Consider the following 13,274-nt stretch of genomic DNA (forward strand, 5'->3'; position numbering starts at 1 on the left):
CATGCAGCACCGATTCTTTGAAGTAGATGTCTTTGCAACTGGGCCGTTTACGGGAAATCCCCTCGCTGTGGTTGCGGATGCCGACGGTTTGAGCACCGAAGAGATGCAGCGCATCGCACACTGGACAAACTTTTCGGAGACAACGTTCCTGTGCTCGCCTACGGATCCACGTGCAGACTACCGAGTGAGGATTTTTACCCCGTACGAGGAGTTCCCTTTCGCCGGCCACCCCACACTGGGCAGTGCGCGCGTGGCGGCGGAACTGCTCGGCAAGAGCGGCACCCTGATTCAGGAATGCGGAGTTGGCTTGGTCACCGTGCGCCAGGAAGAAGGCCGTTTCGCTTTTGCTACCCCGCCTTTGGTGCGTGATGGGGCGCTTAGTGATGAGGAGCGGGCTGAGGCAGCCGCCGCCCTCGGGATCGACGAAGGCAGCATCCTTGACTCCGGCTGGGTCGACAACGGGCCCGGGTGGCGCTTAGTCCAGCTCGAGTCCGCACAAACCGTGCGCGGGCTTAGCCCCACGCCCACCCCGGGAGTCAAAGTGGGTGCGATCGGGCTCACCGGTGATGATGACCCCGCTTATGAAGTCCGCGCCATCACCGGGCAATTCGAGGACCCCGTCACCGGTTCCTTCAACGGCGGCGCTGCCCAATTCCTTCGCGCCAAGGGCGCTGTCCCCGCCTGCTATACCGCGGCACAAGGCCGCCAGGTAGGGCGCGACGGCCGCGTCTATATCAACGACGACGGCAATGACATCTGGGTCGGCGGCAACGTCCACGTTCGCGTGCGCGGAACACTGGAGTCACGCGATGTCTGAGGCTTCCCTCCCTTTCGAGTTACGCAGCGAATTCGCCCAACGCCTTCCCCACATGGTCACGGCGAGCCAGGGTGAAAAGCAGCCAGCGGCACAAATGGTGGTGCTCAACGAAGAGCTAGCCGCCGAACTGGGCCTCGACCCGGACTGGTTGCGCAGCGAAGACGGGCTGGAGTTTCTCCTCGGCCGCGGGCCAGTTACTCCCCACACGATGGCCTACGCCGGCTTTCAGTTCGGCCAATACAACCCAACAATGGGTGATGGCCGTGCTCTCCTCTTGGGCGAAGTCACCGGCCCCGCCACGCCTCACAACCCCACGGGCCTCTGGGATCTGCATGCCAAGGGGACGGGACTAACCCCCTACTCGCGCTATGGCTCTGACGGGCGCGGCACGCTGCGCTCGATGCTGCGTGAGTATCTCTTCTCCGAATCAATGCACGCCCTCGGTCTGCCCACCACGCGATCGCTGGCGGTCATCGGGACCGGCCGCCCTATTCAGCGCCAGATGGTGGAAGAAGCAGGCGTTCTCGTGCGCGTTGCCGCGAGCCACATCCGTGTTGGCTCCTTCCACTTTGCCGCGCACTCGCCCGTGCCTGGGTTACTCCAACAGCTCGCCGATTACACCATTGAACGCCACTACCCTGGCGCCGACTACCGAGAGCTGTTCACCCGCGTCATGGACGCACAGGCAGCGACGGTTGCCGGGTGGATGCAGGTGGGTTTCATCCACGGCGTGATGAACACCGATAACACCACGCTATCGGGTGAGACGATTGACTACGGGCCGTGCGCGTTCATAGAAAGCTATGACCTCAATACCTGGTTTAGCTCCATCGATACGCAGGGTCGCTACCGCTTTGGGCGCCAGCCCGACATGCTGGGTTGGAACCTAGCGCGGTTGGCGGAATCACTGCTGCCGCTTTTCGACGTCTCCCCCAACGCCGCTCTCACCTGGGCTCAGGAGGCCATCAATTCCTTTGGCGAGCGCTATGAAAGGGCACGCCGCCGCGAAGCTATGTGCCGTTTACAGATTCCCGACGAGCTCTTCCAGGACTACAGTGCGGCCCTTGCACAGTCCGCTCCGGATCTCACACAAGCCAACCGCAGTCTCGTCAGCGCTGCGGCGGGTGAACCGGCAGTAGCCTATGAGATGTTTGGTGACGCCCGTTTCGTTGATGTCTACCGTGCTAGTAGCCCCAACGCCGAGTCCCTCGAGCAAACTGTGCCCCGCGTGATTCCCCGCCCGCGTCTGGTCGAGGCCGCACTCAGCGATGCTGAAGAATTCCTCCGTTTACTTGACGCCACCACGCACCCCTTCACTGACGCTCCAGAATACGAGCAACCGGGTGGCACGGAAGGCTACCTCACTTACTGCGGAACGTAAGAGAAGAAAAGGAAAACACACCGCCGCCCCGAGGCCTCCGTAGGACAGGAAACGGAGTCTCGGGGCGGCGGTGCGTCTCTATCTTTCACTGCCGCGCTCCCGGTCGGTTTCTCAGGCCGACCGCCCCGCGCGGCTGGGGTTCTCTCTATCTCTCTCGCATGCGCTCTCTCAAACGCACACCATTATTATGGTGCGCTCTCCTTGGTGGAGCGTTCCGGTGCACTGAACGCTCCCTGCCAGTTACTGAGAATTACCTGCGAGGCAAGCACCTACGAGCCGAAAGGAGAAATTACTTGGACTCAAGCTGCAGGGTCTTCTGCGTGTACTCCCACATCTCGTTGTAGAGCTTCTTGTCCTTGGAGAGCTTGGTGCCGTAGGAAGGAATCATTTCCTGAATCTTATCGCCCCACTGGATCATGTGCTCACCGAAGCAGCGCTCCAGCAGCTCCACCATGATGGCCGGGGTGATGGACGCTCCCGGGGAAGCGCCGAGCAGGCCGGCGATGTTGCCCTCAGGGTTATTGATGAGGGTGGTACCGAACTCCAAGGAGCCGAACTGCGGTGCACCCGCCGGCTTAATCACCTGGACGCGCTGGCCGGCGATGACGGTCTCCCAATCTGCCGGATCTGCGCTCGGGACGTACTCCTTCAAGGTCTCGACGCGCTTGTCAAAGTCCTTGAGGACCTCAGTAACCAGGTACTTGGTCAGGCCGAACTCCTGTGCAGCAACGCCCAGGTAAGAGGTGATGTTATCCGGGCGAATGGACTTAAACAGGTCCAGGTAGGAGCCCTTCTTGAGGAACTTCGGGGACCAGCCGCCATACGGGCCAAACAGCAGGCCTTGCTCGCCATCGATGACGCGGGTATCCAGGTGCGGCACGGACATCGGCGGAGCGCCCACGGCAGCCTTGCCATAAACCTTGGCGTGGTGCTGCTTAATCAGATCCGGGTTCTTAGAGCGCAGCCACAGACCGGAAACCGGGAAGCCTGCGAAACCAGAGACCTCACGGACCCCAGCCTTGCGCAGCAGGTCAAGCGCGTAGCCGCCTGCGCCCACAAAGACGAACTTGGCGTGGATAGCCTCGTAGTCACCGGTGTGCAGGTTCTTTGCCACCACGCGCCACTTGGAACCATCGCGCTTGATATCAACGACCTCGTGGCCGTAGCGGATCTCGGTGCCTGCTGCCTTAGCCGCAGTGAAGAACTGCTTGGCCAGGGCACCAAAGTTGACGTCGGTACCAACTTCGGTCCAGGAAATAGCGACCTTCTGGGCGTTGAAGTCACGGCCTTCCGACATCAGAGGAAGCTTTTCCTGGAAAGTAGCGTCATCATCGCTGAACTGCATGTTCGGGAACATGTGGTTATCCTTCAGTGCATCGAAGCGGCGCTTCAGGTAGTCAACCTGGATGGAACCCTGTGCAAAGGACACATGCGGAACTGGATTGATGAAGGCCTTCGGGTCCGTCAGAATGCCGTTGTTGAGCTGGTGGGACCAGAACTGGCGCGAAACCTGGAACTTCTCATTAATGTTCATGGCCTTGGAAACATCAATGCGGCCGTTCTTCTCCGGGGTGTAGTTCAACTCGCACAACGCGGAGTGGCCAGTACCAGCGTTATTCCACGGGGAGGAGGACTCAAGCGCAGGGCCGTCCAAGCGCTCGAAGACCATCTGGGTCCAGCTGGGCTCGAGCTCACGCAGCATGGCGCCGAGGGTGGCGCTCATAATACCTGCACCAATGAGTGCGACCTCAACCTCGTCTACTACTTGTGCTGTCTTCTTATCGGAGGACACTGTACTTATTACCTCTTTAAGTCGATGTATTCGATGTGGTCAAATGCCCCGCACATGTGGGTGCACAGGGCGCGGTGAGAAAGCGCTCGACGATGCTAGGGTCCAAGCTGGCATACAGACCACCCCTGCGGAAGGTCCGTCAAGCATTAATTCCACTTTACGCCCCTTATTGCGAAATAGGCATTCCTGAAAAAATAAATGCCCGAATTCGAATTTGTTACCCCATTTGTGGTGCAGGGTGTTTCCCGTCAGCGCTCCGCCCTGCCGGACGCATCTGGCCGCGCGACCTATCATGAATCCCATGACGCATAACGAACTCGAATGGTCAGAAGATATCCTCGGCCCCGACTTCCAGGCCGCCTCACTCGAACTCGGCACCGACCCTGACGGCGAAGGCAATGTCTGCGCGACGCTCGTGCGCTATTGCCCCAGCGGCGATGCCCATGATGATCGGCCCGCCTTACTGTGGGTCCACGGGATGACGGACTATTTCTTCCACGACCACGTGGCGCGGTACTTTTATGAGCTCGGCTATGCCTTCTACGCCCTCGACCTGCGTAAGTGCGGACGCTCTCGACGAGACGGACAGACCTGGCACTACATCAGCGACTTGCAGTACTACGACGCTGATCTCAACGCGGCTCTCGATGCCCTCCCCAACCAGCGTGTCATCATCATGGGCCACTCCACCGCTGGCACCATCACCGCGCTCTGGCTCGATCGCCTTCGCCGCCATGATCGCGAGCGATTCGCACGCATCGCTGGTGTCGTATTCAACAGCCCCTGGCTTGCCATGATGGGAATACCGAATAGTGCCTATGAGGCGCTCAAGCACGTTATCTATGCCGGTGCTGCCATCGCCCCACGACTCGAAATACCCGCCGGTGACCTCACAACCTATGGGGAGTCAGTCTATTCCGGGGAACAGGGTGACTGGGACTTCGATCTTCGCCTTAAGCCGTTGGGCGGGCACCCCAAGTTCCTGGGTTGGGTTGCGGCAGTCTTTCGCGGCTTCGACGCAGTCCACTCCGGCCGCGTCAACATTGGGCTTCCGCTGCTCACTATGACCTCTGGGCGCTCCGAGCTCAACCGGCCATACAGCGAGTCTTCCAATACCGCCGATGTTGTGGTCGACGTACGCCAAAGCCAGCGCTGGGCCAAGGAGCTCAGTGCTCGCTACACGCTCCACGTTGTCAACAATGGGCGCCACGATCTTTTCCTCTCGCGCCCCGAGCCGCTACAAGACGCTCTCTCCACCACGGCGGAATGGTTGAGGACAGTAGCACCACTTGAGACGGATTAACTTCCCGCGCCTCGCGCTGCTAAAAGCCTGCACGGTTTGCGGCTAGTCAACCTTTAGAATGATCGGCATGACTTCCGCACAGCACTTTGATCTCGTCATCATCGGCACCGGCTCGGGAAATTCAATCCCCTCTCCCGAGTTTGATGATAAATCCATCGCCATCATTGAAAAGGGAACTTTCGGCGGCACGTGCCTCAACGTAGGCTGCATCCCCACGAAGATGTACGTCTACGCCGCCGACGTTGCGCTTGCCGCGCGCGAGGCCACGCGCCTTGGGCTCAGCGCCCACGTGGATGGTGTTGATTGGGAGGGCATCGTCAAGCGCGTGTTCCACAACCGTATTGATCAGATTGCCCGAGGCGGCGAAGAGTACCGCCGCGGCGAAGAAACGCCCAATATTACAGTCTTCGATCAGCACGCTCGGTTCATCGGGCCAAAGACCCTGCAGGCGGGTGAGGACATCATCACCGGTGACAATATTGTCATTGCTACCGGCTCACGTCCCGTGCTACCCGAGCCTTATGCCAGCGCCACTGCCCCAGTTCACACCAACGAAGACATCATGCGGCTTGAGAAGCAGCCGCGCAGCCTCATAGTGGTCGGTGGCGGTTATATCGCTATGGAGTTTGCTCACGTCTTCGACGGGCTGGGGACCGACGTCACCGTGGTCAACCGCTCGGAGAAATTCCTCCGTTTCCTCGATGAGGACCTAAGCTCCCACTTCAACGACATCGCACGCAAGCGCTTCGACGTCCGCATCGGAACCGCCACAGCGCTCGATGAAACCGAGGACGGAGTACGCCTTACCTTGGATAGCGGGGACGTCGTGGAGGCAGAAGCCATCCTCGTCGCCACGGGACGCCAGCCCAACGGCGACAAGATGGATCTTTCCGCCAGCAGCATCGAGATGCACGAGGACGGTCGTATCAAGGTCGACGAGTTCGGCCGCACAACGTGTGAAGGCGTGTGGGCGCTCGGGGATGTTTCATCTCCATACATGCTCAAGCATGTGGCCAATGCGGAGCAACGAGCAGTGCAGCATAATCTGCTGCACCCGGATGATCTCCAGCCCATGCCCCACGAACACGTTCCCGCCGCCGTCTTTACCCACCCACAGATTGCATCGGTGGGCCTCACTGAGGCGCAAGCCCGCGAGGAGGGCTACGACGTCACAGTAAAGGTGCAAAACTTTGGCGACGTTGCCTATGGCTGGGCCATGGAAGACTCAACGGGCATCTGCAAGCTCGTGGCCGACCGGGCCACCGGCAAGCTCCTCGGCGCCCACATCATGGGCCCACAGGCCTCCACGCTTATACAGCAACTGATCACCGCGATGAGCTACGACCTCGACATGCGCAAGTTCGCCCGCTCACAGTATTGGATCCATCCGGCACTGCCAGAAGTAGTGGAAAACGCAGTTTTGGGACTAGAGTGGCTAGAGTGAAAGTTACATCGAAATGAGTGACGTTTTTCACATTGTCGTTGAACTAGATTCACTATTCCCGCTGAACGCCACTACAAGCACGTTTTAACGCCAGCAACATCTGCCAGAAACCTTTAAGAAAATCACCCATTCCGGGGGTGATAACAGGCAGGCGATAAAAGAACGCTCCAACTGACGTGCATTTTGCCTGACCGTTGGCTAGGTTAATTACGGACACCGGAACGAGCCGATACTCTCTACCGGCTCAGTGTGTTTTGGGGATACCAAATTAATCCCTATCCCTGTAAATCAAGACCTCATAACCAGAGGCCTTGCACGTACGACACTAAGGACTTTTGATATGCGTATCCGCAATGCAGCCATCGCCGGCGCTACTGCTCTCGCTGTTACCTTCGGCGGCTCCACCGTCGCTTTCGCACAGGACGCTGCTCCGCAGGACGAGAACGCCTCCTCCACCTCCCAGGAGAACGGCTCCTCCGCTTCCGAGGAAGGTACCAAGGGCGAGGCTTCCCTGTCCTCCAAGATTGGTGACTGGTTCTACGTTGATGAGAACGACAACAAGGGCACTGAGGCTGACGGCCGCGCCATCTTCGGCTCCTCCAAGCACGAGCACTGCGACGCTGACGAGACCGACCAGGACTGCACCTCCCTCGGCGATCAGCCGACTTGGGCCAAGACCTTCTACGGCCTGGGCATCGCTAGCGCCGTCGCTTCCGTGGCTGGCCTGATCGGCGTTGTTTACAACTTCTTCGTCCACGGCCCGTCCTTCTAAGACGTCTCCCTCACACACTTTTCCGAAAGGCTTAAATTTCATGCGTAACTTCCGCACCGCCGCTGTTGCTGCTGCAACCGCTGTTTCCGTTGCTTTCGCTGGTACCTCCGTTGCTTTCGCTGCAGAGGCCGATACCGAGACCAACACCACCTCCTCCGAGCTGTCCTCCGCTGGCGACAAGGTCAAGGAGAACGACTCCGACGCTACCCTGTCCTCCAAGTGGGGCGACGCTACCGAGGGTGACAAGAAGGTCTCCGGCGAGGATCTCTTCGGCAAGGAGAAGGCTGAAGACAACCCGCTGTGGGCTGAGATCTGGCGCGATGGCACCTTCGCTGCTTTCGGCACCGCTATCGCTGGCGCTCTGATCGCTGCTTACAACTTCGCTGTGTACAACAACATCGTTCCGCAGCACGTGCTCGATCCGATCTTCCGCCGCTAATTAAGCTGCGGGTACGCTGACTAGCTCAGCGCGCTTTTTCTAGCGCCCATCCTCTTTTCTTGAGGATGGGCGCTTTTGCATGCCAGATTTTCTAATGATTCGGGACAATCTTGATGCTGGCTTGATCATTTCTTAGCGGTTTAATGTGACTGTGAACGTAGCTAAGTAACTAGAGCTCTCTAAGAGGGAAATGGGAAAGCTAGTGGTGAAGATTTCGTGAATCCCTCCAATGTTTACGCTAGAATCGCTCCAGTGACTTGGGACACCCTAGTTACTCCAGTTCCTACGAGTTTTAAAAGGATTCACACTATGCGCATTCGCAAGGCCACCATTGCCGGTGCTACCGCTCTCGCTGTTGCATTCGGCGGCACCGCCGTTGCTTCCGCTGCAGAGGGCAGCAGCAACGATTCTGCAACCAACTCTTCCGCAACCGCTGGTGAGCAGCAGGGCAACCAGAAGGCGGGCGGCTCCTCCGAGCTGGGCAAGGCACTCGACGCCGACAAGGAAGCCAACGCCCAGAACATCTTCGGCCAGAAGTCTTCTATCTCCGGTGAGCCGAAGTGGGCACAGGCCCTCGCCGGCATCGGCATCGTCGCCACCATCATCACCATCGCCGGTGGTCTGGTTGGCCCGGCACTGAACTACCTCAAGTACGGCATGTAGTTCTCCCCTTCCCCTTCTAACCCACTTTCTGAAAGGCTTTACTCAAGATGCGTAAATTCCGCACCGCCGCCGTTGCTGCTGCAACCGCCGTCACCGTCGCCTTCGCTGGCACCACCGTTGCTTCCGCCGCTGAGGCCGTTGAGGGCTCCGGCCTGACCGACCAGCAGGTTCAGGAGGAGCTCCAGAAGGACGCTACCTCTTCCGAGATGTCTTCCGCACTCTCTTCTGAGGGCGAAGGCTCCCTCTCCTCCAAGCTGGGTGGCGTGACCGACGGCGACATCACCGGTAATGGTGCTGACGCTTTCGGTTCCACCAAGAACCCGTCCCAGGTTCCGCAGTGGCTGGACCTCTGGCGTGGTGGCACCATCGCTATGGTCGCCGCTGCCGCTGTTTCCACCGCTGTTGCCGCTTACAACTACGCTGTGTACTCCGGTATGATCCCGGACTACGTTGGCCAGGCTTTGAAGAACGTTTCCTTCTAGTTAGCGCTCTTTACTGGCAGCACAAAGCCCTCCGCCCCACCGTGTATTGCACGGGGAAGGTGGAGGGCTTGTTTCGTTTCGGCTATGTTTAAACGCTCGACGTTTAAACGCTAGGCCTCATCCGGCAGGGTGAGGATCTCGTTGCCGTCATCGGTGATGACGATGGTGTGCTCGAACTGGGCGGTGAACTTGCCATCGGTGTTCTGGACGGTCCAGCCGTTATCCCAGATCTCATAATCCAGGGAACCCAGGTTGATCATCGGCTCGATGGTCAAGGTCATTCCGGGCTCGAGGATGTCGCGGTAGGTCATGGAATCATAGTGCAGCACGACCAGCCCGTTGTGGAAGGTGGGGCCCACACCGTGACCGGTAAAGTCAGTGACCACGTTGTAGCCAAAGCGGTGAGCGTAGGACTCAATGACGCGTCCGATAACGTTAATCTCACGGCCCGGTTTTGCGGCCTTAATGCCGCGCATCATCGCTTCCTTGGTGCGCTCCACTAGCAGCTTGTGTTCTTCGGTGACGTTGCCTGCGAGGAACGTAGCGTTCGTATCGCCATGGACACCGTTCTTAAAGGCAGTGACGTCGATATTGACAATGTCTCCATCCTCAATCACCGTCGTGTCCGGAATGCCGTGGCAGACAATCTCATTGAGGGAGACACAGCAGGACTTCGTGAACCCCAGGTAGCCCAAAGTCGACGGGTAAGCACCGTGGTCACACATGTACTCGTGCGCCACGCGGTCGATCTCATCCGTGGTCACGCCAGGCGCCACTGCTTTTCCGGCCTCCTGGAGAGCATTGGCGGCGATTCGGGAGGCCTCACGCATGGCCTCAATAACCTCTGGGGTCTGCACGAATGGCTCGCCCTGGGCTTCCTGGACCGAGTCCTTCCACACGTACTCCGGGCGCTCAATGTCCTTCGGTACCTTGCGGATTGGAGTATCTTTTTCTTGCTTCAGCATCGCGCGCTTAGTCATAACTACTCATGGTAGCCCTCTTCCCCAGCGCCCGACAAAGGACACCACAGGCGCGCTGACTACGACGCGCTACTGCTCTTGTGCGGGGGCCACCTCGCCGTGGCCTTCCGCGCGGAGGGCGTCGAGGCGCTGCAGGAAATTGTCCGTGATGTTGACCGAAATCGTCGAGCCACCGCCCAGAACAACCAGAGTTGCGAAAGCGATATCGTCGTCGCGGTAGCCGGTGAACCAGGCATGCGAGCCACCATTGATCTCCGCTTCACCGGTCTTGCCGTAGACGGTGCCCTGCGCCTGCATCCCTGATGCCGTACCGCTTGCCACCACCTGGCGCATCATGTCCCGCACCTGAGTCAATGTTTCCTCGCTGGGCGCGGGGACCTTTTCGGACACCTTGGTCTCACGTGACTCAATAAGCGTCGGCGTCGGGGTCTTGCCCGCCGCGACCGTCGAGGAGACAAGCGCCATGCCGAAGGGAGAGACAAGGTCGAGGCCCTGTCCATAACCAGATTCCGTGCGCTCGAGGGGTGTCTCGCCCTCGGGGACGGAGCCGGTGAGCGTCGATAAGCCCGGCACCTCATAGTCAATTCCCAGACCATATTGTTTGCCCACATCACGTAGCTCACCCTTCGGCAGATCCGTTGAGATCTGCGCAAAAGTGGTGTTGCAGGATTGTGCAAAGGCTTGACGCAGCGGCACCGAGCCAAGGGAGAACCCGTTGTAGTTGGTGACGGTGCGCCCATACAGCTCCATGGTGCCGGGGCACGGAACGATAGAGTCTGGAGACAGGCCTTGCTTGTCGACGCCCGCCGAGGCCGTAATGATCTTAAACACCGAACCCGGTGGGAACTGACCTTGGAGGGCGATATCGCCCTTCTTATCTGCCTCCGGGGTTTGGGCCACGGCTAGAATCTCGCCGGTCGAAGGGCGCATGGCCACGAGCATGGCCTCGTATTCAGCACGCTGATTGACGGCTTCTTGCGCGGCACGCTGGACGTCATAGTCCAGCGATACCTTGATGGACGGAGCTGCCTCGGGTTCGTGATGCTCGACGTCGGAAAGCGCGGCTCCGTGTTCGTTGACGACAGAAACGGACCATCCATTTGTTCCGTCGACCTCCTCGGAGACCATGGAGCGCACGCGGGCGAGGATGTCCGGGGCCAAGCCAGTATCGCGCGTGATAAGCGCGGGTTCCTCGTTGAAGCGGATCCCTTTCTGGTTCTCCAGAACCGGGCGCAGCCGCGCTGCCTGAGCCTCATTGAGCATGGTGACTGAGTAGGAACCATCGACCTCCTCGAGATTCTTGGCTAGCTCACCAGAGTCAATCTCCGGGATGGAATCATCCTCTTGATGAGCTTGGCTCAGCGCGCCGGATACTTTCGCGGTGACGGGGCGTGGGTCGTCTACGGCGTCGGTATCGACAACGAGGCGGTATTGCAAGCCCGGAGACATGAGTTCCACTCCATCGGAGGAGACCACGCCGGCGCGTTTCGGCGCAATTGAGCGCAATTCGAGGTGTTGGTGCGCGCCGAGATCGGGATGGATAATGCTGGGCTGCCAGCGCACCGTCCAGTCTTTCTCCTTGCGCGTTAAGGCCATCGAGGTGTCATAGCGCAGGGAACGATTGCGAGGCAGGGTCCACGTCACCGAATAGTGCGCGGTGGCTTGGGCCTCTTGTTGATCAACCCCGGTCAATTCGACGTCGAGCCCCTCCGCTTGCAGGCCCGCGAAGGTTGCGTCAAGCGTGTTCGTAGCTGTGCTGCCATCATCGACAAGCTGCGCCAAGTCCTCATTATTGCGGGTTTCCATGTCTTCCAGGAATTGCTCAGCGACTGGGCGCGCGGACACCGGCTTGGGGGTGCATCCCACCAATGACGACGCCGCGATACCTGCCGCACCGAGCAGCGCCACGAACCTCTTCATGCTTGGGCAGCGTAGCAGCCTGGGGCGGCTAGACGGCCGCCCCACACCGCAGGTGGGTTACTTGGTAACGCGGACCTCAGCCTTGGCGCCCTCCACAGCTTCCAAACCTTGTTCTTCAGCTAAGCGCATTGCCTCTTCGATGAGCGTTTCCACGATCTTGGATTCGGGAACGGTCTTGATGACCTCACCCTTGACAAAGATCTGGCCCTTGCCGTTACCGGAGGCCACGCCAAGATCGGCATCGCGGGCCTCGCCCGGACCGTTCACCACGCAGCCCATGACGGCCACGCGCAGCGGGAACTCCATGCCGTCGAGGCCTTCGGTGACCTCGTTAGCCAGCTTGTAGACGTCCACCTGTGCGCGACCACAGGACGGGCAGGAGACAATCTCCAGCTTGCGCGGGCGCAAGTTGAGGGACTGCAGAATCTGGTCGCCGACCTTGATCTCCTCGACCGGATCCGCAGACAAAGACACGCGGATGGTGTCACCGATGCCTTCGGCAAGCAGGGCGCCGAAAGCCACGGAAGACTTGATGGTGCCCTGGAATGCCGGGCCGGCCTCGGTGACGCCGAGGTGCAGCGGGTAGTCGCATTGAGCGGCGAGCTGGCGGTAGGCCTCCACCATGACGACGGGGTCATTGTGCTTGACGGAAATGGCGATATCGCCGTAGCCGTGCTCCTCGAAGAGGCCGGCCTCCCACAGTGCGGACTCGACGAGAGCCTCCGGGGTGGCCTTGCCGTACTTCTCCATGATGCGCTTGTCCAAAGAACCGGCGTTGACGCCGATGCGAATCGGGATACCGGCATCGCCGGCGGCCTTCGCAACCTCTTTAACGCGGCCATCAAATTCCTTGATGTTGCCCGGGTTGACGCGGACAGCGGCACAGCCGGCATCGATGGCGGCAAAGATGTACTTGGGCTGGAAGTGGATATCTGCAATCACCGGGATCGGAGACTTCTGCGCAATCGCTGGCAAGGCCTCCGCATCAACCGTCTTCGGGCAGGCAACGCGAACGATGTCGCAGCCGCTGGCGGTCAGCTGTGCAATCTGCTGGAGGGTAGCGTTGACGTCGTGCGTCTTCGTCGTGGTCATCGACTGCACTGAAATCGGGTGATCAGAGCCCACGCCCACCTGGCCAACCATGAGCTGACGCGTCTTGCGGCGCGGCGCCAGGGTGGGAGGCGGGCCGTCGGGGATTCCAAGACCAATAGGGGTCGACATGTGTGCTCCTTGCTAATTGGGTTTTAACGCCCCCACTCTAGCACCGCACGCGACAGGCCG

Annotated in this window: 12 protein-coding genes; 8 read left to right on the forward strand and 4 right to left on the reverse strand. The window is 59.7% G+C overall.

The features are described 5' to 3' along the window. The first annotated feature begins 1 nt into the window (after position 1). Positions 2–817: a PhzF family protein gene (locus tag ACUY3D_RS04835; RefSeq protein ID WP_448240437.1), complete on the forward strand. Its 816-nt coding sequence runs from the start codon at positions 2–4 to the stop codon at positions 815–817. Continuing rightward, complete coding sequence (locus tag ACUY3D_RS04840) at positions 810–2,198, forward strand: protein adenylyltransferase SelO family protein (RefSeq protein ID WP_448240438.1); 1,389 nt, start codon at positions 810–812, stop codon at positions 2,196–2,198. Before ACUY3D_RS04835 ends, ACUY3D_RS04840 begins: the two co-directional genes overlap by 8 nt. A gap of 289 nt (positions 2,199–2,487) precedes the next feature. Here the strand turns inward: ACUY3D_RS04840 and mqo are convergent, their stop codons facing one another. Continuing rightward, positions 2,488–3,990: a malate dehydrogenase (quinone) gene (mqo, locus tag ACUY3D_RS04845; protein WP_448240439.1), complete on the reverse strand. Its 1,503-nt coding sequence runs from the start codon at positions 3,988–3,990 to the stop codon at positions 2,488–2,490. Between the two features lie 301 nt (positions 3,991–4,291). Here mqo and ACUY3D_RS04850 point away from each other — a divergent pair, with 301 nt between their 5' ends. The 6 genes from ACUY3D_RS04850 (at position 4,292) to ACUY3D_RS04875 (ending at position 9,093) form a co-directional block, all read left to right on the forward strand. Then, positions 4,292–5,293 carry an alpha/beta hydrolase gene (locus ACUY3D_RS04850; RefSeq protein ID WP_448240440.1) on the forward strand — a complete coding sequence of 334 codons (1,002 nt, stop codon included), beginning with the start codon at positions 4,292–4,294 and terminating at the stop codon, positions 5,291–5,293. A 58-nt stretch (positions 5,294–5,351) separates the two neighbouring features. Then, a complete protein-coding gene (gene mtr / locus ACUY3D_RS04855; RefSeq protein ID WP_448240441.1) occupies positions 5,352–6,737 on the forward strand; it encodes a mycothione reductase in 1,386 nt (461 codons plus the stop codon). Positions 6,738–7,077: 340 nt separating this feature from the next. Next, positions 7,078–7,509 carry a hypothetical protein gene (locus ACUY3D_RS04860; RefSeq protein ID WP_269948065.1) on the forward strand — a complete coding sequence of 144 codons (432 nt, stop codon included), beginning with the start codon at positions 7,078–7,080 and terminating at the stop codon, positions 7,507–7,509. Between the two features lie 40 nt (positions 7,510–7,549). Further along, the gene (locus ACUY3D_RS04865) at positions 7,550–7,948 is read left to right on the forward strand and encodes a hypothetical protein (RefSeq protein ID WP_070533149.1); all 399 of its coding nucleotides are present in this window, start codon (positions 7,550–7,552) and stop codon (positions 7,946–7,948) included. Positions 7,949–8,257: 309 nt separating this feature from the next. After that, a complete protein-coding gene (locus tag ACUY3D_RS04870; protein WP_269948064.1) occupies positions 8,258–8,611 on the forward strand; it encodes a hypothetical protein in 354 nt (117 codons plus the stop codon). Positions 8,612–8,658: 47 nt separating this feature from the next. Then, positions 8,659–9,093: a hypothetical protein gene (locus tag ACUY3D_RS04875; RefSeq protein WP_448240442.1), complete on the forward strand. Its 435-nt coding sequence runs from the start codon at positions 8,659–8,661 to the stop codon at positions 9,091–9,093. Positions 9,094–9,203: 110 nt separating this feature from the next. Here ACUY3D_RS04875 and map read toward each other — a convergent pair whose 3' ends face one another. From map to ispG, 3 genes are all read right to left on the reverse strand, one after another. Next, positions 9,204–10,073 (reverse strand): type I methionyl aminopeptidase, encoded by an 870-nt coding sequence (map, locus tag ACUY3D_RS04880; RefSeq protein ID WP_070533153.1) that lies wholly within the window; start codon positions 10,071–10,073, stop codon positions 9,204–9,206. A gap of 69 nt (positions 10,074–10,142) precedes the next feature. Further along, positions 10,143–11,993, reverse strand: coding sequence for a penicillin-binding transpeptidase domain-containing protein (locus ACUY3D_RS04885; RefSeq protein WP_448240443.1), 1,851 nt, complete (start codon positions 11,991–11,993; stop codon positions 10,143–10,145). Between the two features lie 57 nt (positions 11,994–12,050). Further along, positions 12,051–13,214 (reverse strand): flavodoxin-dependent (E)-4-hydroxy-3-methylbut-2-enyl-diphosphate synthase, encoded by a 1,164-nt coding sequence (gene ispG / locus ACUY3D_RS04890; protein ID WP_070445607.1) that lies wholly within the window; start codon positions 13,212–13,214, stop codon positions 12,051–12,053. Between the last annotated feature and the right edge of the window lie 60 nt (positions 13,215–13,274).

The organism is Corynebacterium guaraldiae (genome assembly GCF_053480195.1).